This window comes from Sphingomonas sp. 2378 (assembly GCF_038084995.1).
Classification (GTDB): Bacteria; Pseudomonadota; Alphaproteobacteria; order Sphingomonadales; family Sphingomonadaceae; genus Sphingomonas.
In genome coordinates this window covers 1-22,249 of sequence record NZ_JAXCMJ010000042.1, presented here as the reverse complement: position 1 = coordinate 22,249, position 22,249 = coordinate 1, and the positions used below count along the sequence as shown (strand labels likewise).

Annotated in this window: 13 protein-coding genes and 3 pseudogenes; 9 read left to right on the top strand and 7 right to left on the bottom strand. The window is 66.1% G+C overall.

The annotated features are described in order from the left end of the window. Positions 1 to 79: 79 nt before the first annotated feature. A complete protein-coding gene (locus SM191_RS16190; protein WP_341507083.1) occupies positions 80 to 2,317 on the top strand; it encodes a TonB-dependent receptor in 2,238 nt (745 codons plus the stop codon). 85 nt (positions 2,318 to 2,402) lie between these two features. Beyond that, positions 2,403 to 3,968 (top strand): amidase, encoded by a 1,566-nt coding sequence (locus SM191_RS16185; protein WP_341507082.1) that lies wholly within the window; start codon positions 2,403 to 2,405, stop codon positions 3,966 to 3,968. 41 nt (positions 3,969 to 4,009) lie between these two features. Here SM191_RS16185 and SM191_RS16180 read toward each other — a convergent pair whose 3' ends face one another. Together SM191_RS16180 and SM191_RS16175 are read right to left on the bottom strand one after the other, a co-directional pair. Beyond that, positions 4,010 to 4,495: a sensor histidine kinase gene (locus SM191_RS16180; protein WP_341507081.1), complete on the bottom strand. Its 486-nt coding sequence runs from the start codon at positions 4,493 to 4,495 to the stop codon at positions 4,010 to 4,012. An 87-nt stretch (positions 4,496 to 4,582) separates the two neighbouring features. Then, positions 4,583 to 5,249 (bottom strand): annotated as a pseudogene (locus tag SM191_RS16175) (response regulator). A 100-nt stretch (positions 5,250 to 5,349) separates the two neighbouring features. On the opposite strand from SM191_RS16175, the pseudogene SM191_RS16170 reads away from it, so the two are divergent. The 4 genes and pseudogenes from SM191_RS16170 to SM191_RS16155 all read left to right on the top strand — a co-directional run. Further along, positions 5,350 to 5,847: pseudogene (locus SM191_RS16170) on the top strand (ABC transporter substrate-binding protein); the annotation flags it as partial. A 100-nt stretch (positions 5,848 to 5,947) separates the two neighbouring features. Further along, a pseudogene (locus SM191_RS16165) lies at positions 5,948 to 6,265 on the top strand (hypothetical protein); the annotation flags it as partial. A 235-nt stretch (positions 6,266 to 6,500) separates the two neighbouring features. Continuing rightward, a complete protein-coding gene (locus SM191_RS16160; RefSeq protein WP_341507080.1) occupies positions 6,501 to 7,145 on the top strand; it encodes a YjbE family putative metal transport protein in 645 nt (214 codons plus the stop codon). A gap of 34 nt (positions 7,146 to 7,179) precedes the next feature. After that, positions 7,180 to 7,854: an alpha/beta fold hydrolase gene (locus SM191_RS16155; RefSeq protein ID WP_341507079.1), complete on the top strand. Its 675-nt coding sequence runs from the start codon at positions 7,180 to 7,182 to the stop codon at positions 7,852 to 7,854. 62 nt (positions 7,855 to 7,916) lie between these two features. Here the strand turns inward: SM191_RS16155 and SM191_RS16150 are convergent, their stop codons facing one another. From SM191_RS16150 to SM191_RS16130, 5 genes are all read right to left on the bottom strand, one after another. Beyond that, on the bottom strand, positions 7,917 to 9,449 hold the full coding sequence (locus SM191_RS16150; protein WP_341507078.1) for a tryptophan halogenase family protein: 1,533 nt from the start codon (positions 9,447 to 9,449) through the stop codon (positions 7,917 to 7,919). Further along, positions 9,446 to 10,483, bottom strand: coding sequence for a cupin-like domain-containing protein (locus SM191_RS16145; RefSeq protein WP_341507077.1), 1,038 nt, complete (start codon positions 10,481 to 10,483; stop codon positions 9,446 to 9,448). Before SM191_RS16145 ends, SM191_RS16150 begins: the two co-directional genes overlap by 4 nt. Further along, a complete protein-coding gene (locus SM191_RS16140) occupies positions 10,476 to 11,180 on the bottom strand; it encodes a SapC family protein (RefSeq protein ID WP_307002091.1) in 705 nt (234 codons plus the stop codon). Before SM191_RS16140 ends, SM191_RS16145 begins: the two co-directional genes overlap by 8 nt. 60 nt (positions 11,181 to 11,240) lie before the next feature. Next, positions 11,241 to 14,492, bottom strand: a complete 3,252-nt coding sequence (locus tag SM191_RS16135) for a TonB-dependent receptor (RefSeq protein WP_341507076.1) — start codon at positions 14,490 to 14,492, stop codon at positions 11,241 to 11,243. 138 nt (positions 14,493 to 14,630) lie between these two features. Beyond that, complete coding sequence (locus SM191_RS16130; protein ID WP_341507075.1) at positions 14,631 to 16,892, bottom strand: beta-glucosidase family protein; 2,262 nt, start codon at positions 16,890 to 16,892, stop codon at positions 14,631 to 14,633. 315 nt (positions 16,893 to 17,207) lie between these two features. On the opposite strand from SM191_RS16130, the gene SM191_RS16125 reads away from it, so the two are divergent. From SM191_RS16125 to SM191_RS16115, 3 genes are all read left to right on the top strand, one after another. Beyond that, positions 17,208 to 18,218: a LacI family DNA-binding transcriptional regulator gene (locus SM191_RS16125; RefSeq protein ID WP_341507074.1), complete on the top strand. Its 1,011-nt coding sequence runs from the start codon at positions 17,208 to 17,210 to the stop codon at positions 18,216 to 18,218. Positions 18,219 to 18,408: 190 nt separating this feature from the next. After that, positions 18,409 to 19,896, top strand: a complete 1,488-nt coding sequence (locus SM191_RS16120) for an ATPase domain-containing protein (RefSeq protein WP_341507073.1) — start codon at positions 18,409 to 18,411, stop codon at positions 19,894 to 19,896. Between the two features lie 71 nt (positions 19,897 to 19,967). Continuing rightward, on the top strand, positions 19,968 to 22,229 hold the full coding sequence (locus SM191_RS16115; protein ID WP_341507091.1) for a PAS domain S-box protein: 2,262 nt from the start codon (positions 19,968 to 19,970) through the stop codon (positions 22,227 to 22,229). Positions 22,230 to 22,249 lie beyond the last annotated feature (20 nt).

Genomic DNA, 22,249 nt, shown 5'->3' with positions numbered 1-22,249 from the left:
ATGGGCCAACACTGTTCGGATAATGAGACGCACAATCGGGAGTGGACTGGCCTTGTTTCCGGTTTCTGGGGGATTTCGCATGACCGCTTGCCGTTCCTGGCTTCGTACCGCCGGCCTTACAGCCCTTGCGACGATGCTGACCACGCCCGCCTTCGCGCAGCAGGAGGAGCCGACCAGGGAAAGCGACGAGATCATCGTCACGGGCCAACAGGTGCAGAAGCAGGTGGTCAGTGACGGAAGCCTCGGCGCTCTGGGCAATCAGGATGCGATGTCGACGCCGTTCAACGTCACCACCTACACCGCCAAACTGATCCTCGACCAGCAGTCGGAGACGATCGGCGACGTGATGAAGAACGATCCCTCGGTGCGCATCACCTCGGGCAATGGCAACCAGGCCGAGCTGTTCATGGTCCGTGGCTTTCCGCTCTATGGCGACGACATCGCGATCGACGGCATGTACGGGATCACGCCGCGCCAGTTGATCTCCCCCGAACTCTACGAAGGCGTGCAGGTTCTCAACGGAGCCAGTGCCTTCCTGTTCGGTGCCCCGCCGGGCGGGTCCGGCGTCGGTGGCGGCATCAACCTGACGCCGAAGCGCGCCGACAAGCCATTGTATCGCATCACCGGCAGCTTCAGCGGCAAGAGCATCTTCGGCGGCAATTTCGACGCGGGCAGGCGCTTCGGGCCCCATGACGAACTCGGCATCCGCGCCAACGGAGTCTATCGCCAGGGCGAGAATGCGATCGACAATGAGGACAAGCGCGTCATCGTCGGTGGCCTCGGCATCGATTATCGCAGCGGCCCGGCGCGCATTTTCCTCGATCTCGGCTATGAGAACCAGCGCGTGTTCCAGCCCCGCCCGGTGGTCCGCCTCGGCTCGGCGCTGACCGCCGTGCCGGCGCCGCCCAGGGCCAGCGCCAACTATGGTCAGGCCTGGACCTATACCAAGCTGCGCGACGTCTATGGCACGCTGCGCTTCGAACTCGATATCGCCAAGGACGTCATGCTATACTCTGCGTTCGGCATGCGCGACGGCAGCGAATATGGCGACTATTCGACGATCACCATCGCGGCCGCCAATGGCAACGGCACCCAGGCCAGGCTCTATGTGCCCCGCGCCGACAATAATGAGGCAGGCCAGCTCGGCTTGCGCGCCAGGTTTACAACCGGCGGCATCTCGCACCAGGTCAATGCCGGTGCCTCGGTAACCTTCCAGGAGAATCGCAACGTCTCGACCGGCGGCATCTATCCGGCATCGACCCGGACCGGCGCGAACTGCACCGGCATTCCGGCGGCATCGCTGACGTCCTCGGTATTCTGCAGCAATCTCTACAACGCGCCGCAGGTCGCCAAGCCGGCGGATGCGACCGTGCTGACCAACCTCGGCAACCTGCGTCGGCTCCAGGCCTTCGACTATCGCAGCGTGTTCGCGTCGGATACGCTGGGCTTTTTGGACGACCGACTGCTGCTGACCCTGGGCGGACGGTACCAGAAGATGGATTCCCGCACCTTCGCCTATAGCCCGGCCTACCGCGTCACCCAGGTCATCCGCGACGCGGTAACGCCCGTGGTCGGGCTGGTCGCGAAGCCGACCGATACCCTGTCGATCTACGCCAACCGCATCGAGGCGCTGGTGCAGGGAGCCGTCGCCCCCGCGACCTTTGGCGGCCTGACGGTCGCCAATTCGGGGCAGATTTTCGAGCCTTATCGCTCGGTACAATATGAAGGCGGCATCAAATTCGCGCTACGCGGCCTGACCGGGACGGCGGCGGTCTATCAGACGAACCAGCCCATCTCATCCTATGTCGACGGTCCGGCGGTCGGCCAGGTTTCGTTGCTGGTCGATGGCGAACAACGCAATCGCGGCGTCGAGTTGAGCCTGAACGGCGAACCGACCGACTGGCTCCGCTTCATCGGCGGGGCCACCTATACGCAGGCTGAGGTGATCCGGCAGGTCACCTATATCAACCGCGTGCCCTATGACCTGCGCGGCAAGCGGGGGATCGGCGTTCCCGAATGGCAGGTCAATTTCGGAGCGGAGGTGGTGCCGCCATTTTTGAGAAGCGCAACCTTGACCGGTCGCCTGGTCTATACCGATCGCCAATATGTCAATAATATCAATACCATGGCTATTCCGGCCTGGACGCGCCTGGACCTCGGCCTGCGCTATGTCTTCGTCGCGGACCGCCATCCGGTGACCTTCCGCCTCAGCGCCGAGAATGTGACCAACAAGGATTACTGGTCCTCCGCGGTACTCGGCTATCTTACCATGGGTGCGCCACGAACCTTCAAATCGTCCATCACGTTCGAATATTGACGGTCGGATATTGAGGGCGCCGTTCGGCGATTTGCCGGGGGCATATGGTCCATCGTTCAGAAGAGGCGAACGAAGATGACGACCCATGAGTGACAACCCTCGACACCCCCCGGGGCGGCTGACGCGGCGAACCCTACTCGCCGCTCCGGCCGCGATCGCAGCGGCAAATGTCGGGGCCGGGGCCGCAGCCGGTGCAGCCAAAGCCAGTGACGTGCTGGATCTCGGCGCGACCGAGCTGGCGACCGCCATTCGACGCAAACAGGTTTCGAGCCGCGAGGTCATGACCGCCCACCTGGCGCGGTTCGAGCAGTTGAACCCCCGTTTCAACGCGATCGTCTCGCAGGTTCGCCCGGAGCGGCTGATGGACATGGCCGCGGCATGCGACGCGGACGCCGCGGCGGGCCGTTTCCGCGGGCCGCTGCATGGCTTTCCGCATGCGGTGAAGGACACCGCACCGACGCGCGGCATCCGCACCACCCAGGGCTCACCGATCCTGCGGGACAATATCCCCACCGCCGACTCGCTGGTGGTCGCGCGGATGCGGGACGCCGGGGCGATCTTCGTCGGCAAATCGAACGTGCCCGAATTCGCGCTCGGATCGCACAGCTTCAACCCGTTGTTCGGCACCACCCGCAACGCCTGGAACCCGGCATTCGCCGCCGGGGGTAGCACCGGCGGGGGCGCGGTGGCGCTGGCGCTCCACATGGTACCGCTCGCCGACGGCAGCGATTTCGGCGGATCGTTACGCAACCCCGCCGGCTGGAACAACGTCTTCGGCTTCCGCCCATCCTTCGGACGTGTCCCGTCCGTGCCATCGAGCGACGTGTTCGGCCAGACCTTTGCCACATCCGGCCCGATGGCGCGGCGCGTGCGCGATCTGGCGCTGCTCCTGTCGGTGCAGGCGGGTACCGATCCACGCGCGCCCTTCTCGCTTTCCGACGATCCGACGGCCTTCGCGCGTCCCCTCGATCGTGATTGGAAAGGCCGCCGGATCGGCTGGCTAGGCGATCTGCAAGGCGCGCTGGCCACCGAGCCGGGCGTCATCGAGACCTGCACCAACGCGCTGGCCGCTTTCCGTGCCATCGGCATGGAGGTGGAAGAGGCGCGGCTGGCCCTGTCGGCGGCGGAGATGTGGCAAACCGCGCTGACGCTGCGCTTCTGGTCGGTGGGATCGGATCTGATCGACTTCTACCATGATCCGGCGAAACGCGCGCTGATGAAGCCCGAAGCGATCTACGAGGTCGAAGGCTATCTGGCACTTACTGGCCGACAGGTGGCGGAAGCATCGCAGGGCCGCAGCCGCATCTATCAGGCCTTCCGCACCCTGTTCGATCGCTATGATTTCGTCGTTCTGCCGACGGCGCAGGTCTTCCCCTTTCCTGTCGCCCAGCGCTGGCCGAAGGAGATCGCCGGCCGGGCGATGGACAGCTATCACCGCTGGATGGAAGTGACCCTGCCACCGACCATGGCGGGCCTGCCGACGCTCGCGGTGCCCGCGGGTTTCGGCGGTCCCCACAAGCTGCCGATCGGTCTACAGATCATCGGCCCCAACCATTCCGATCTTGCCGTATTGCAGGTCGGCCATGCCTATGAGCAGGCGTCCCCCTGGATCGGACAAGCCATCCCCGAGGCACGGCGCATGGCGGAATAGTCCGAGGACACAAAGGGAAACCGCAAGGTTGCGTGCCCCCGTTATGCCACCGGCACGGACGGCCCGTTCGGGTTGCGGGCGTCCGCTGTTCCCAGGCCGTCACTCCCGAAATCCAGCGTAATGCACAGTCCGGGGCGGGTGTTGACGATCTCCAGCGAGGCGGCGGAGCGGACGATGGCGAGGCCCAGGCCGCTGCCTTCGCTGTCGCGCGCGGTCGACAGGCGGGTGAAGCGTTCGCCGAGACGGATCAGTTCGGCGTCGGGCAGGCCGGGGCCGTCATCCGCCACCGTGATTCTGGCCCCCGCCCCGTCTTCGCAGGAGATGTTCAGCATCACCTGACCACCCCGCCGATTGTAGCGGATCGCATTGTCGATAGGGGCGTCGAGATGGACGTCGATCCCCGCCTCGATCGCCTGCGCGATGCGGCGGTTGATGACGGCGACCGCGACCTCGCGCAGGTCGACCCGCTCGCGCGGCGGCGCGACGCCCGCTTCTTCGGCGCGGGCGAGCGCAAGTAGCTGCGTCACCAGATGCTCCAGCCGGTCGGCGGCATCGGCGCCAGCATCGCCGCGAGCAGCCGGGTACGCAGCGCCAGTGCGCCGCGCCGCGCGCGCTTAATGGGCATTGAGCATATAGCCGACCCCGCGCACGGTGCGGATCGCCGGGCCATCGGGGGCCAGCTTGCCGCGCAGCCGCGTGATGTTCACCTCAATCGCATTGGGGCCGACCGGCTCGTCATAACCGAACACCTCGGATTGCAGCGTCTCGCGCGGAACGATCTGGCCAGCGCGGGTCGCCAGCGCATCGAGGACCGCCCATTCGCGACGGCGCAGATCGAGCGTCCGCGCCCCCACCCGCGCCGACCCGCGCGAACGGTCCAGCACCAGCGCCCCGACCACCAGCTCGAGCGTGGGATCGCCGCCGCGCCGCCGCCCGAGCGCGCGGATGCGGGCCTCCAGTTCCTCCGGCGCAAAGGGCTTTCGCAGATAATCGTTCGCCCCCGTGGTCGAGTCCGCGCACCCGATCATCCAGCGCGTCGCGCGCGGTCAGCATCATCACCAGCACCCGGTTCCTCTGCCGCCTGAGCGTCTGAAGCACCGAAAAGCCGTCGATATCCGGCAGCCCGACATCCAGGACGACCAGGGCATAAGCCTCATCCGCGGCGACCATCAGCGCATCCTCGCCGGTGGCGACATGATCGACCGCGTGCCCCGCCGTGCGCAGCAGCGCGACGATCCCGCGCGCCAATGCCGCATCATCCTCGACGATCAGAATCCGCATGATGCGGCACCTCCGTGAAAGGCGGATGACAGCTTGCGGGGATAATCCATGTCCTTGAGCTTACCCGAATTCAGAGGCGGGAAGCGAGAGGACCTGAACGATGCGAACGGTAATTCTATCGATGTTGATGCTGGGCGCCATGGCGTCCGCGCGCACCGATGCGCAGCGCCCGGCCGGTTATCCCCGCTCCTATGACGGGCTGGTCGCCAATGCCCGGGGCGAGCGCATGGTGCGCATCTACGGCAATGCCGACACCGCCGCGATGCAACCGCTGATCGCCGCCTTTCGCCGCGCCTATCCCGGCGTCCAGGTGCGCTATGACGATCTGGAATCGAGCACCATTTACGACCGGGTCGTCGCCCAAGCGCGGAGCCGGACAGCGGGGGCCGATCTGGTCTGGTCCTCCGCGATGGACCTTCAGGCCAAGCTGATCAACGACGGCTATGCGCAAAGCTATCTCAGTCCCGAAAAGCCCGCCCTGCCGGATACGGCGGTGTGGAAGAACATGGGTTACGGCGTCACCGCCGAGCCCGTCGCCTTCGTCGTCAACCGCCGCCTGATCCCCGCCGCGCAGGTGCCGCGCACGCACGAGGCGTTCGAGCAGTTGTTGCGCACCCGTCGCGCCGAGCTGATGGGCGAGGTCGCCACCTATGACCCGGCGCAATCCAATGTCGGCTATCTCTATCTGACCGAGGATCATGCGATCACCCGCGACACCCGCTCGCTGGTGCAGGCGATCGCGGCGACCCGGCCCATACTGTCGCGCACGATCGAACCGATGCTGGATGCGGTGTCGGCGGGGCGGATCGCCATCGCCTATAATGTCGTCGGCCCCTATCTTCACCGGCATCCTGTCGGGCACCGGCATGGTCGAGGCGATGAGCAAGGAGGTCGTCGGCTTCATTCCGCCAGTGCTGGAGCCGTACATGGCGCCGATCACCGCGATGCTCAGCCTGCCGTTCACCTTCTTCATCTCCAACGACGCCTTCTATTTCGGCATGCTGCCGATCCTGGCCGAGGCGGGGACGCATTACGGCGTGTCGCCCATGGCGATCGCCCGCGCCTCGCTGATGGGACAGCCGGTCCACCTGCTCAGCCCGCTGGTGCCCTCGACCTATCTGCTGGTCAGCCTGGTGGGCATTGATCTCGCCGATCATCAGCGCTTCACGCTGGTTCCCGCCACGGTGGTGTGCGTGGTCATGACCTTGGTCGGGATGGCCGTCCTCGCCTTCCCGCTGATGGGCTGATCCGATGGACCTCTGGCAGCATATCGTCGCCGACTTCTCCGCCATCGGCACGCCCGCCGCGCTCGCCGGCTTCGCCCAGGTCGTCATGATCGACGTCCTGCTGGCCGCCGACAACGCCATCGTCGTCGGTGCGCTGGCGGCGGGATTGCCCCCGGCGATGCGGCGCAAGGTGATTCTGGTCGGCGTCGTCGCCGCCCTGGTCCTGCGCATCGGTTTCGCGCTGGTGGTGACGCAACTGCTCCAGATCGTCGGACTGGTGCTGGCTGGCGGGCTGTTGCTGGTGTGGGTCGCATGGAAGATGTGGCGCGAACTACGCGGCGGCGCGGAGGAGGGCGATCCGCTGGCAAGTCAGGCCCCGTGCCGCTTCTGGGCCGCCGCCTGGGCGGTGGCGGTCGCCGATGTCTCGATGAGCCTCGACAATGTCCTGGCCGTCGCGGGCGCGGCGCGCGACCATCCCGGCATCCTCGCCATCGGCCTGATCCTGTCGATCGCGTTGATGGGTCTGGCCGCCAATGTGCTGGCACGCGTGATCGAGCGCTATCGCTGGCTGGCCTATGTCGGGCTGCTCGTCATCCTGTGGGTCGCCGGCAAGATGATCTGGGAAGGCCTGACCGACCCGGCGCGCGGCCTGCTCACCCTGTTCGCGTGACCCCCTTCCCTTTTTTTTCCGGGAGACTTTCGAGATGATCCGAAACGCCCTGCCCCTGGTGTTGCTGCCCGCCATGGGATGCGACGGGCAGCTCTGGGCCCGGCAGTTGGTCGACCTGAGCGACATCGCCCATCCGATGCTGGGCGACCTGACCATCGACGACACGCTGGAGGCGATGGCCGCGCGCGTGCTGGCCCACGCCCCGCCGCGCTTCGCGGTCGCCGGGGTCAGTCTGGGCGGCTATGCCACGCTGGAGATCATCCGCCAGGCGCCCGAGCGGGTGCAGCGGGTGGCGCTGTTCGGCACTCGCGCCTCGATGCAGATGCGCCCGCGCACCGTCGCCGACCAGGGACGGCTTGCTACCGCCCCTCATGCCGATCCGCCCCTGAGTGCGATCGTCAGCGGCCCCGTACAGGCGATGGCGGAGCGGGTCGGCGCGGTCGTTTTCGAGCGACAGCAGCGCGGGCTGCACGCCCGACCAGACATCGCCCCCGCCATCGCGGCGGTGCATGTGCCGACGCTGGTCGCGGTGGGCGACCGCGACCGCATCTGCCTGCCCGCCGATGCCCGCGCCTTATCGGAGCATATCCCGGGCGCGCGCTTCCACAAGATTCGCAACTGCGGCCACCTGGCCCCCATCGAGCGCCCGGGCGAAGTGACCATGCTTTTGCGGGACTGGTTGCAATGGCAAAGGGTTCAGGAGCGATAACGTGCGCGGTGCTCCAATGGTCATGCAGTGCCACTGGCCCAATCTCGGTCAGCGAAGTCCGGTCAGAGGGCCCCGCGGGCCGGATCATGCCTGACATCGGGTGGAGCCATCGTCCCGCAATACCCCTTGATGAACGCAAGATGGTCCGGGATCGTCTGCACTTGCCGCGAAAGCTGTTGGTCCAGGCCTGCAAGGGAATCATTCAGGGCCTGAGGGCTTAGCATGCTCGGAATGCGGTGGTGGGATTTTGGGAAAAGCCCCTGCCCCAGCATGACCGAAACCCAGGAATCGATCTTGAACAGATCGTCCTGCCCCTGCCAGGCTCCCGCGCTTTCGATAAACAGTGCGATGCGTTGCGCCAATGTCTCGGGCACCGACATCGTCGAGCGACGTTGCCAGAATACCGAGTCCGTCCGCCCCGTCTGCGCATAATGCAGGATGATGAAGTCGCGGATATGCTCCCATTCGTGACGCGACTGGGCGTTGAACCGCGTCCGCAGGGCCGCGCGATCCTGGCCTTGAAAGGGAAATCCCTGGATCAGGCGCATCACCGCGATCATGACCAGATGGATGCTGGTCGACTCCAGCGGCTCGATGAACCCGGCCGCGAGGCCCAGCGCCACACAATTGGCGCTCCACGCCTGCCGACGCATCCCGGCGCGGAACTGCAGGGCGCGCGGCTCGAACAGCGGCGTCCCCTCGATTCCGCCAAGCAACGTCGCCGTCGCCTCGTCGTCGCTCATGTCGGCCGAGGAATAGACCAGCCCGTTGCCCACCCGCGTCTGAAGCGGGATGCGCCAGCGCCAACCCGCCCCATGCGCGATGGCACGGGTATAGGGAACCGGGGAGGAGACGGCTTCGGTCTGGACGGCCAGCGCGCGGTCGCAGGCCAGCCAATCGCTCCAATCCTCGAAGCCCGTCTCCAGCGCACCTTCGATCAGCAACGCGCGAAAGCCGGTGCAGTCGAGGAACAGGTCCCCCTCGACCCGCTCGCCCGATACCAGGTGCAGTGCGGCGATGTCGCCGCCCTCACCGTCGCGCTCGATCCTGGCGATGCGTCCCTCGACCCGGCGCACCCCGGCCGGTTCGGCGATACCGCGCAGGAAGCGGGCATAGGCGGTGGCGTCGAGATGATAGGCATAGGCCAGCGCGCCTGCCTCGTCCCGACCGAACCGGCTCGCCTCCGCCGCCCGCGTTTCGAGCGAATAGTCGGTATATGCGCCGCCAAACCCGTGCCGCCTGGCCTCCAGCCAGAAATGCTGGAAATCGGCGATCGCCACCGATCGGCCGACCGTCCCGAACGGGTGGAAATAGCGTGCGCCGTCCGGCCCCCAATTCTCGAACGCGATGCCCAGCTTGAAGGTCGCCTGGGTCGCCTTCATGAACGCGGCCTCGTCGATGCCCAGAAAGGCATGGAAGCTGCGCGCCGTCGGGATGGTGGACTCGCCGACACCGACCGTGCCGATCTCGTCGGATTCGACCAGCGTGACATCGACCAGCGGCCCCAACTGTCTAACCAGCGCCGTCGCCGCGAGCCACCCCGCCGTCCCGCCCCCGGCGATGACGACACGGGTCGGCAGATAGGGGTCGCTCATCGGTTCAGCCTTTGCAGGAGATAGGCGCGAAGCCGCCGCGCCATCGCCTCGTCGAGCGGCGCGAGCGGGCCGTGCGACGCCGGGGGCAGATGGGCGACGACCGCTTCGCCGTCACCGAAGATGTAATGGTCGAAGACCGCCCGCCAGGCCTGCTTCTCCGCCGCCGGTCGATCGCGCAGCGACAGCATCGCATGCATCACGCTATCCATCGGCGTGTCGAGATAGTCCGGCGCGGCGTTCCACCAATAGTTGACGAGGATGTTGAACGCCTCCAGCGCCTCGACATGGTGCCACCACAAAGCCGGATAGATCAGCAGGTCACCGGGTTCGAGTTCGGCTAGCACGGCATGGGCCATGGCATCGGCGAAACGGGGATAGCGATCGAGATCGGGCCGCGCGAAATCGACCATGCTGACCACCTGCCCGCCCGGCGTCGGAGCAAGCGGACCGGGATAGAGATTGCCGATCTGATCGGGGGGAAACAGCGTGAAGCGGCGTCGTCCGACGGCGCAGATCGCGGCATTGTTCGCCATGTCGTAATGCGCCGAAGCGATGGTACGGTTGCCGATCCAGATACTGGCCAGCGGCGGATGACGGTCGAACAGCCCGCCGGACGGAACCAGATCGTTCTCGCCGCGGAAACCCGGCAGATAGGTGTCGAGATCGGTCGACCCCATATAGAGCGCAGGCGGTTCCCCCGGCCCATAGTCTCCTTCCAGCAGCCGCGCCAGGAATTCGCGCAGCGGCAGCGTCTCCTTCCGGAAATTCAGTCCGGTGGCGGTCTCGTCATAGTGGAAACGTCCGCCTGTCGCCGCGTCCGCCACATAGCCGGTCACGGGTCGACCACGATCGAAGCGCCGGAGATAATCGGCAGCGGCTTGGGCGGAAACCTGCCCTTCCCGAACCAGCGGCCAGTGCGCAGCATGGCCCCGCAGGATGACCGGCTCGTTGCCTTCGACGAGCGCGACCAGATCGGGCGCTTCCGTTCCCGTCAGCTCACGGGCCTGCCGCGCGGCGGGCAGGCGGTCAGCCATGCGCATCGCCGGCCAGCTTGCGATCGATCAGATGGCGCAGATTGCCCAACGAAGACGCGATCCAGAATGCCGGGCGCAGATAGTCGCGCGCATGGAGATCGCCCAAGGCCCCGGTCTCCAGAGCCGCCAGCCGTGCGGTGTCGATCGTCAGGCAATCCGGCACATTGTACCGCCGCCCCTCGTCCAGATCGAGTTGCAGGACGGCGGGCGTCAGCAGGTCGAGCGCAGCCCAGGCGTCATACATTGCCCGCTCGGTCTGCACGCCCTCATAAATGCGTTGCAGCATGACCGAGACATGGTCGAGCAGCGGCGCATTGCCGCCATGTTCGCGAAAGACGGGAATGCCGTCGGCAGTCAGTCGCGGATGCTCGGGGTCGAGGTAGACCATCGGCTCGCCCGTGGCGTCATGACCGATCGAAAACGGTCCGCGCGCACGGGTCGCCGGGATATATCGGGCGTCCCAGTGGTCGCCCTTCAGAAACAGGTTTTCGTCCGGGTCGAGGCCGAGGAGAATGGTGGCATACAGCACACCATCCTCGTCGCGCCGCAGCAATATGGCGTATTCGCGCTGAAGCTCCTCGAACTCGGCCGGAAACACGCGCGTCTGGTTGATCGCGTCGCCGAAACGGGCGTGATGACCGATCGCGACACGAAGGTCGCGATGGTCGATATTGTTGAGCAGGACAGGTGCGGCCATGATCGCCCCATGTACCCGGAAGGCCGCGGGGGGGACAGCGGCCTTCCGAGTTTCGCGAATTCAGAAGCGATAGCGGGCGCCGACCAGATAGCGGGCGGAGCCTTCCGCCAGATACCAGGTGTTCATGCGATCGCGGCCATAGGTCTGGACGCCCTCCTCGGTCAGGTTGATCGCCTCGAAGCCGAGCGCGAAGCGCGGCGTCAGGTCGAAGCTCATCGACAGGTCGAGTTGGCCGTAGGGCGCGGTGAAGACCGGATTGCGATCGCCGCCACGATTGATATCGCTCAGGAACTTGTCGCGCCAATTGTACGACAGGCGCATCGAAATGCCGTTCTTGTCGTAGATCAGCGTGGCATTGGCGGTGTCCGACAGGCCGACCAGCGCAAAGGTGTTCACGCTGGGATCGGCGGCGATGTCGATGCCGATATTCCCACGGACGAGCGTGTAGCTTGCGGCGACGCCGAAGCCCGTCTCGCCCAGGAAATATTGCCCGGCCAGCTCGACGCCGTAGATATGCGCGTCGCGGTTGTTGATCGGCGTGTTCACCGCGAAGTTGAACAGCGGATCGCTGGCATTGGGGCTGATGTCGACCTGGCTGAGGATCGAGTCCACGAAGCCTTGGTTCAGCGCGCGGCTCTGCGTGTTGTAATTGGCCGCGAACTGCGCGTTGGCCGCCGCGACATTGCCCGCATTCTGCTGGAGCAGCGCGGTATAGGTGAACAGGTTCACGTCGGTGATGTCGGCGCCGAAGGTGTTGGTCAGCTGCTCGCGCGCCGTGCCCGACCGCGTACCCGCCTGCCCCGATGTCGCGTCGCGCAGGCCGAACAGGTTGCGGTTGACGACCGTGTTGCCGATGAAGTTGTGCACCCGCTTGTCGAAGAAGCCCGCCGACAGGAAGACGTCCTTGCGCGGATACCATTCGACCGACAGGTCGATATTGTCCGACGACAGCGGCAGCAGGCCGGTATTGTTGGACGATCCCGTCGCGATGCCGCCGATCGCGGTCGGCCGCCCCGGTGCACCGACGCCGGTCGAGGCGAAGAGGTTGCCATAGGGCGCACGCGAGATCGTCTTGCTATACGAAGCGCGCGCGAACAGATTGTCCATCACCTCGATCTTCGCGTCCACCGCGGGCAGCCAGTTGCTATACGACCCGCGCGCCGAAATGGCCTGCTGATCGGTGCTGTTCTGGACGACGAAGTCGTTGTCCGCCGTCCAGACGATCGCCAGCGGCACCGGCTGGAGCGAGACGGCGCGCACCTTGGTATTCTCGTAGCGCAGGCCCGCCACCACTTGCGCGTTGCGGCCGAACACCTGCCCGTTCCAGCTGGCCTGAAGATAGCCGGACCAGATATTCTCGCGCACCGAATTGTCGCTGTTCGCGTCGATATTGTTCCGATGGTCGACCCCGTCATTCGTCACGCCGGAATAGTAATTGTACAGCGTGTTGTAGAGCTTGGTCGCATCCTCGGTGCGGAACGCGACCTGGGTGTTCGCATCGGCATTCGGATTGTTATGCTCGAACTTGCAGGTGTTGCAGAACTGGAAGACCTGCCCCGGTGCCAGCCGCGCGATATCGGGCGGCAGCGAGTTGCCCCAGTCGCCCAGGACCTGGCGCGTGTTGAACTGGGTCTGGCGGGTGGTGGTGGTGCGATAATCGGCACCGGCATCGAGCCGGATCTGGTCGGTGAAGTCCCAGGCGGCATCGGCCCGCAATTCGCGGATCCGCTGTGTCTGGTTCGAGGCGAATTGGCGCTGCACCGCGCTCGCCAGATCGCCGACGTCCAGTACGCCGTTATTGTTGCCCTTGATGAAGGGCTGGCCGGTCGGGGTCGTGCTCTGCGTACCGTCGTTGATCGTCAGCGTCTGCTGCGGGAAGCCGTGATCGGTCCAGCGCAGCGTATGGCCGGTCACGACCGGCGCGTTGATCGCGACGGTGGTCGAGGTCTGTCCGTTGGGATTGTCGGGCAGGCTCTGCGCCTCGCCGATATGACCGTCGATCGACAAGGTGAAGCGATCGCTCGGCTTCCATTCGATGTTGCCGCCGACATCGTACAGCCGGTTCTTCTGCGCGCGATAGGCCTGTTCAAAGGCCGCATCCTTCACGCCGTTGATCGACTCCGCGAGGAATTCGGTGGTGGCGATGCCGTTGCTGGCATCGTCGAACGTCACCTCGCTGAACGGCCGGTTGAACCAGTTGGACTGGCTCGATCGACGCTCCGACTGGCGCAACTGGGCATAGAGGCCGTCGGCGGTGAAGGTCAGCGTGTCGGTCGGACGGAATTGCAGGATCGCCTGTCCGTTGATCCGCTCGCGGCTGGCCTCGGAGAAGTGATAGCGGAAGTCGTTGGGCACCGACACCAGCGGGTTGCCGGTCGGTCGGTTGTTGATCTTGGTCGCCGCGTTCACGAAACCGTTGGACGGGTTCAGGAAATCGTTGAGCGAGCGGATATTCCAATTGTCGGGCGCCACGCTCGCGAAGCTGAAGTTGCGCTTCTGGTAGCTGCCGAACAGCGACACGCCCACGCGCTTTTCGCTGTCGGACCAACTGACCGTGCCCGAGGCTTCGGGCGTGACGCGCGCGCCGCAGTCGATGCAGTCGGCCGAGCTGTTGTCATAACTGCCCTTGACGCCCAGCGACCCGACCAGCCCGGTATCGGCATTGTCGAGCGGGCGGCGACTGACCACGTTGACCGTTGCGCCGATGCCGCCCGACGGGATCGCGGCGCGCCCGGTCTTGTAGACCTCCAGCGTCTTCACCCCTTCCGAGGCGAGGTTCGAGAAATCGAACGAGCGCCCGAAGCCGCCCGCGCCGTCACCGCCCTGGTCGCCGCCGACCGCGACGATGTTGGATGTCGCCAACTGGCGGCCGTTGAGTGTGACGAGGTTATATTGCGCGCCGAAACCGCGCACGGTGACGGTCGAGCCCTCCCCGTTGCGCCGGTCGATCGAAACGCCGGTGATGCGCTGTAGCGACTCGGCGAGGTTGGTATTGGCGAACTTGCCGATATCCTCCGCGCTGATCGCATCGACGACACCGTTCGAGTCGCGCTTGATGGCGATCGAGCGTTCCAGCGAGGCGCGAACCCCGGTGACGACGATGTCGCCGGAGCTGGTTTCGGGCTGGGGATTGGTCGGGCTCGCCTCACCCGGCGGGGGTGTCTGACTGCCGGTATCGGCCTGGGGCGTACCCTGTTGCGGATCGATCGGCGCGGTCTGCGCCTGGCCCTGCGAGGCCAGCAGCAATCCCGCCGTCAGCCCTAGAACCGATGTCGAGCGCACGAGCACGCGTGCAAGCGTCTTCCCCTTCATCCCACCTCTCCCTTTGCGGTTATCTCACGCCGCATGTGCACCGACGATTTCGGCTAATTATTTTCTTTATAGTTCATTGCTATACCGACCGACATCGGTGTCAATCGAATTGCCGCGACGGCGCGGCGCCCCGATCAATCAACCGGGCGACTGTGCCCCCGCCGCCACACTCACCTCTCCATTCGCGACCGGGCTCTGCGCGTCCGTGGCAAGGGTCAGGCGATAGCGGCCCGGCGCGACGGCCCATCCACGCCCAGCCGTCCAGCGCGCCAGGATCCGGGGATCGACGGGGATCGCCAGCGTCTTCGTCTCGCCCGGTGCCAGCGCTACCCGCTGGAACCCGGCCAGGCGCATCGGCCCCTGCCCCGTACCGGTCAGATAGAGTTGCGGCACGATCACGCCCTGCCGCTTGCCGATATTCGTTACGGCGACCTCGACGGCCGGAGCCGCACCGCCCGTGAACCGGGCGTCGCCGAAGCGGAAGCGCGTGTAGCTGAGGCCATAGCCGAACGGATAGAGCGGCCGCTCGCCGCGCGCGGCGTACCAGCGATAACCGACATCGCTTCCTTCCGAATAATCGACCGGGAACGGGGCGAGATCGCCGGTGTCGACGACGCCCGCGTTGCTCGACGCGTCGGTCAGCGCGGTCACGCCGGCGGGCAGCACCGGCTGCGGACGGGGCAGTTGTGCGGCACGGGCCGGAAAGCTGATCGGCAGGCGGCCCGAGGCTTCGACCTGACCGAACAGGACGCGCGCGATCGCCTCGCCGCCGCGCTGGCCGGGATACCAGGCCTGGACGATCCCCGCGACCTGATCCGCCCAGGGCATCAGAACCGGCCCGCCCGTCTCCAGCACGACGACGCTATGCGGATTGGCCTTTGCGACCGCCGCGATCAGCGCGTCCTGATTATCTGGCAGCGACAGCGAGGTCGCGTCCTGTGCTTCGGTCTGCCACTGGGTCGCGAACAGGATCGCGATGTCGGCCGCCTTGGCCGCCGCTGCCGCCGCCACGGGATCGCGTCCATCGACGAAACTGACCTGCGCATCGGGGGCCAGCGCCCGTATCGCCCGCAGCGGCGAGGAGGCGTGATAGGTGATCCGCGCGAACGAGGCCGCCGCTCCCTTGGTCAGCGGGATTTCGATCGGCGCGCCGCCGACCGAGCGGACCTGGCTCGATCCGCCGCCGGACAGGACGCCCACATCGGCATGACCACCGATCAGGACGATCCGCCGCGCCGTCGCCGCCAGCGGCAGGACATCGCGGTCGTTCTTCAACAGCACGATCCCCGCTTCCGCCGCGCTCTGTGCGACATCGGCATGGGCGGCATAATCGATGGGCTGCGCGGTCGCTGGCGTCGGATCGTCGTACAGCCCGCTGGCGATGACGCCGGTCAGGATGCGCGTGACCATCTCGTCCAGCCGCGCCTCGGGCACGCGACCGCTCGCGATCGCATCGGCCAGCGGCTTGCCGAAATAGATCTGCTTGTCGAGTTCCTGCCCCGATTCCTGATCCAGCCCGGCCAGCGCCGCCTTCTCGGTCGAATGGACACCACCCCAGTCGCTCATGACGAAGCCGGGATAGCGCCATTCGTCGCGAAGAACCTGCGTCAGCAGGAAGCGGTTCTCGCACGAATAGTCGCCATTGACCTTGTTATAGGCGCACATGACCGATCCGGGGCGTCCCCCGTCGATGGCGATCTTGAAGGCGAGCAGATCGCTTTCGCGCAGCGCCTTCTCATCGATGCGCGCATCCAGGATGTTGCGCCCGGTTTCCTGCGCGTTCAGCGCATAGTGCTTGACCGTCGACACGATGTGCCGGGACTCGACACCGCGGATCGACGCGCCCGCCATGATCCCGGCCAGCAGCGGGTCCTCGCCCAGATATTCGAAGTTCCGCCCGTTCCACGCATCGCGCGTCAGGTTGACGCCGCCCGCCAACAGCACGTTGAAGGTCTTGGCGCGTGCCTCCGCCCCGATCATCGCGCCCCCGGCATAGGCGATGGCAGGATCGAAACTCGCCGCCGTCGCCAGGCTGGAGGGCAAGGCGGTCGCGGTGTCGCCCTTTCGCTGTTCGACCTGATTGGCGACGCCCAGGCTCGCATCGCTTTCCCGCAGCGTCGGGATGCCCAGACGCGGCACGCCCGGCACATAGCCGGCCGAGGGTATCATGTCGGCATGGCGTTCCTTGGTCATCGGCGGGAACAGGCCGTGGACATAGGCCAGCTTCTCGGCGCGGGTCATCGCCTTGACCAGGGCGCGGGCGCGCTCGACCGCCGGGGCGGCCTTGTCACGCCATGCGCCCTCGGTCGCCTGCGGCGGCGACGGGGCTTGCTGCGCCGAGGCGACGACCGGCGCGGCCCCCGCCAGGAGCGCGACGACAAGGGCGTGACGATAGGACATGGTGGCGCTCCGAACAGGGGTCCGGCAAACCCGGTCGAGGCGTATCGGGCACGACGCGACGCGCGGCGCACATCGTCGGCGTGATGATCCTCTCCCGGTCTTCCCGTTTTCGGCACCTGTTGTCCGCAAGACTGACAACGATGTCAACGGTCAATCCTCCGCCATCGTTCTCGGCGGTCGATAGTGCCCCGGAATGGCACCTGCACCCGATTGCATAAGATCACGGCATATGGGACGCTTTGCCGTTGTTCCGCACTTCTCATCGGCTTGGCCGATCCGGCGTGCCGTATTTTTGTCTTTCGACCGGATGTTTCCATGAAGGCGCTTACCATCAAGGACGTGGCCCGACAGGCCGGCGTTTCCCCCAAGACCGTTTCCCGCGTCATCAACGGCGAAGCGCATGTCCGACCGGCGGTACGCGAGGCCGTGGCGCGCGTCGTGGCCGAGATGAACTACCAGCCGAACGCCTTTGCCCGCAGCCTGTCGAGCGCGCGCTCCTTCCTGATCGGTCTGTTCTTCGACGATCCGGCGTGCAGCTATGCCAATGACGTGCTGCTCGGCGCGCTCGACCGGGCGCGATCGCTGGGCCGGCACGTCGTGATCGAGACCGTGGCGCTCGACCGCCCGGATTGGCCGGCCCGGCTGGAGGAAAGCCTGGTCGGGTTGAAGCTGGGCGGCGCGATCCTGACGCCGCCGATCTGCGACTGCGAGGAACTGATCGCCATTTTCGAGCGGCACGGTGTGCCGTTGGTCCGGATCGCGCCGGGTACCGATGTCGATCGCACACCCCATGTCAGGATCGACGACCGCGCCGCGGCGCACACCATGGCGGAGCATCTGATCCGGCTCGGCCACCGCGACATCGCCTTCATCAAGGGCAACCCGACCCATCATTCCGCCCATCGCCGTTGGCTCGGTTTTCAGGATGCCCTGAATGCCGCCGGTATCGCGTTCGACGACCGGCGGGTGTTCCAGGGGGACTTCACCTTCCGGTCTGGCATCGTCGCCGCCGAAGCTCTGCTCCAGGGGCCCTGCGCACCCAGCGCGATCTTCGCGAGCAACGATGAGATGGCGCTTGGCGTGCTGGTGGCCGCCATGCGGGCGCAGATCGCCGTGCCGCAGAAATTGGCGATTGCGGGGTTCGATGACGCCCAACTGGCACGCATGGCCTGGCCGCAACTGACGACGATCCGGCAACCCAATAGCGAGATGGCGGCTGCCGCCGTCAGCCTGCTGGCGGAACGCAGAGATGGTGCCGATGGCGCGAAATCCGCGATCGAACTTCCCTATGAGCTGATGGTCAGAGCGAGCTCCTTCGCCTCGTAATCGCGCAGCCCGAACGGGCGGCCTTTGGGGCAAGCGCAACACGCGCGACATGGGCGTGGCCGACATCGGAGTTGCCCCGTTGCTGGAACCTGTCTCCCACCTAGATCGCTGATAAGGACAAGCGGATGTCGCGGGCGTAGGTCGCGGGGTTGCGTACGCCTACGAGGCGACGGCATTGGGGAGAATCGGGTTGGCTTCTTTCGCGACAGACGATGCCCCCACCGGCACGAGAGGCCTGGACGATGTGCTCAAGGGCGGGCTGGAACGGGCGCGGACGTTTCTTCTCGAAGGCAACCCGGGCACCGGCAAGACGACGATCGCGCTCCAGTTCCTGATGACCGGTGCGGCGGCGGGCGAACGTTGCCTGTATGTGACGCTGTCGGAAACCGAGGACGAACTGCGCGCCTCCGCACGGGCGCATGGCTGGGACCTGGCCGGGGTCGAAATCTACGAACTGATCCCGCCGGAAAACCTCCTCGACGAGAACCAGCAGCAGAGCCTGCTCTATTCCTCCGATCTGGAGCTGGGCGAGACCACGAAGCGCATCTTCGAGGCGTTCGAGCGGGCGAAGCCCGACCGCGTCGTCGTCGACAGCCTGTCCGAGATCCGCCTGCTGGCGCAGAGTTCGCTGCGCTATCGGCGGCAGATCCTGGCGCTCAAGCATTATTTCGCCAAGAGCCGGGCGACGGTGCTGATGCTCGACGACCTGACCACCGACACCAACGACAAGACGGTGCATTCGGTGGCGCACGGCGTCATCCGGCTGGAGGAACTCGCCCCCGAATATGGCGCGGAGCGACGGCGGATCCGCGTCGTCAAATATCGCGGCCGCCGGTTCCGTGGCGGCTATCACGACGCGACGATCGAGACGGGTGGCGTCCACGTCTATCCGCGCCTGGTATCGTCCGAGCACCGGATCAGCTTCTCACGCGACATGCTGACCACACAGTCGGACGAGCTGAACCAGTTGCTCGGCGGCGGGATCGAGCGCGGGTCGAGCGTATTGGTGCTGGGCCCCGCCGGTACGGGCAAGAGCTCGATCGCGCTGACCTTCATCGAGACGGCGGTGGCGCGCGGCGAAAGTGCCGCGATGTTCGTGTTCGACGAGGAAGTGGGGCTGCTGATCCAGCGCTCGCTGGGTCTGGGTATCGATCTTCAGGCGATGATCGACGACGGCAAGCTGTTGCTGCAACAGGTGGACGCCGCCGAATTGTCGCCCGGCGAATTTTCGGCCCGGGTGCGCCGGTGCGTCGAGGAATATGGCGCCAAGACGGTCGTGGTCGACAGTCTCAACGGCTATCAGGCGGCCATGCCGGGCGAGCAGGCGCTGATCCTTCACCTGCATGAGCTGCTGCAATATCTCAATCGCCAGGGCGCGACGACATTTCTGACGGTCGCACAGCATGGGCTGGTCGGCGACATGAAGACCCCGGTCGACGTGACCTATCTGGCCGATACGGTCATCCTGCTGCGCTATTTCGAGGCGCTGGGCCGGGTCCGTCGCGCCATTTCGATCGTGAAGAAGCGCACCGGGCCCCATGAGAACACGATCCGCGAATATCGGATCGGCGGCAACGGGATCACGCTGGGCGAACCCCTGACCAAATTCCAGGGCGTGCTGCGGGGCGTGCCGACCCTGCACGGCGTGAACGACCTTCTGGACGGTGACGAGGCGTGAAGCGATCGACCGTTTCGGAACGTGCCCTCGTCCTGGCTCCGCGCGGTCGCGACGCCGCCCTGGCGAGCGCGATGCTGGCCGAGGCGCATCTCGAAACCGCGGTCTGCCCTTCCCTGTCTCATCTGGTCGCCGAGCTCGACCGGGGCGCGGCCCTGGTCATCGTGACAGAGGAAGCGATCGCGACCAGTGACCTGTCCGCCCTGTCGGAATGGCTCGGCGCTCAGGAGGAATGGTCCGACCTGCCGTTCATCCTGCTGACCAGCCGTGGTGGCGGGCTGGAGCGCAACCCGGCCGCCGCACGGCATCTGGAAGTGTTGGGCAACGTCACCTTCCTGGAGCGCCCCTTTCATCCGACGACGCTGATCAGCATCGTGCGCTCCGCGGTGCGGGCGCGACGCCGTCAATATGACGCACGCGCCCGGCTGATCGCCTTGCAGGACAGCGAGGCGCGCTACCGGACCCTGTTCGAGAATATCGAGGTCGGCTTCTGCATCATCGACATGATCTTCGACGATGCGGGCCACCCGGTCGACTATCGCTTCATCGAAGCCAACCCCGCCTTCGAGCGACAGGCCGGTTTCCAGCCCGCCGGTCGCCGGGTGCGCGAGGTCGTGCCCGAGCATGAACGGCATTGGTTCGATTTCTACGGGAAGATCGCGACGACGGGTGTCCCCGGCCGCATCGAGGAGGGCTCCGCCACGCTGGCGCGGTGGTGGGATGTCCATGCCTTTCGCGTCGGCGATCCGGCCAGCCACCGCGTCGCGGTGCTGTTCAACGACATTACCGCGCGCCGCAACGCGGAATTGCGTCTTCAGGAGATGAACGAAACGCTGGAAGCGCAGGTCGCCGCCCGTTCGGCGGAGCGCGACCGGTTGTGGAATCTGTCGCAGGATATGCTGGCCCGCGCCGATTATAGCGGGATGATGTCCGCGGTCAGCCCGGCATGGAACTGGGTGCTGGGCTGGAGCACCGAGGAACTGCTGTCGCGCGGCTATGCCACATTCATGCACCCCGAGGACGAACCACCCACGCTCACCGCGATCGAGACGATGGCGCACACGGGGCGGCCGACGCGGTTCGAAAACAGGATCGCCACCCGCGATGGCGACTGGAAATGGATCGAATGGACGGTCGCCCCGGAACCCGATGGCGCCAATTTCATCGCGGTCGGACGCGACCTGAGCCATGCCAAGGCCCGCGAGTCCCAGCTCCACGCGGCGCAGGAGGCGTTGCGACAAAGCCAGAAAATGGAGGCGATGGGCAGCCTGACCGGCGGCGTCGCGCATGACTTCAACAATCTCCTGACCCCGATCGTCGGATCGCTCGATCTGCTGCTTCGCAAGGGACTGGGCTCCGAACGCGAACAGCGGCTGATCGACGGCGCGCTACAGTCGGCCGAGCGCGCCCGGACGCTGGTCCAGCGCCTGCTCGCATTCGCCCGCCGTCAGCCGCTTCAGCCGATCTCGGTCGACGTGCCGCAGCTCGTACAGGGAATGCTCGACCTGATCGGGTCGACGCTGGGACCGACGATCGCGTTGACGCTGGAGGCGGCCCCCGAACTGCCGCTGGCCAAGGCGGATGCCAACCAGCTCGAAATGGCGCTGCTCAACCTGGCGGTGAATGCACGGGACGCGATGCCCGACGGCGGCACGCTGACGATCGGGGTGACGCACGAATCGGTTCGCGAGCCGCGCCCCGGCCTGTCGCGCGGCCACTATATCCGGATCGGCGTTCAGGACACCGGAACCGGGATGGACGAAGAAACGCGCGCCCGAGCGGTCGAGCCCTTCTTCTCGACCAAGGGGATCGGCAAGGGAACCGGGCTGGGCCTGTCGATGGTGCACGGGCTCGCGGCGCAATTGGGCGGCGCGCTGACGATCGATAGCGAGGTCGGCAAGGGCACCGCCGTCGCGCTGTGGCTGCGCGTCGGCCACGACCTGCCCGATGCGGAGCGGCGACCGGCCCAGGCCATCGAGCGCCGCGACGCGCGAGGAGTGGTGCTGTTGGTCGACGACGAGGACCTTGTGCGCATGAGCACCGCGCACATGCTCTCCGACTTCGGCTATGACGTGGTCGAGGCGGGGTCGGGGGAAACCGCCCTCCAGATGATGCGGGAGGGACTGGCCCCGAACCTCCTCGTGACCGATCACCTCATGGCGGGGATGACCGGGGCGCAATTGGTCGCGGCACTCAAGGATATCCGCCCTGGCCTGCCTGCGCTGATCGTGTCGGGCTATGCCGAGGCGGAGGGCATCGACCCTGCCGTGCCCCGCATCACCAAGCCGTTCCGAAGCAGCGAACTGGCCGAAGCGCTGTCGGACGTCCTGAAGTGATACCGCGAAAATAGAGGTGT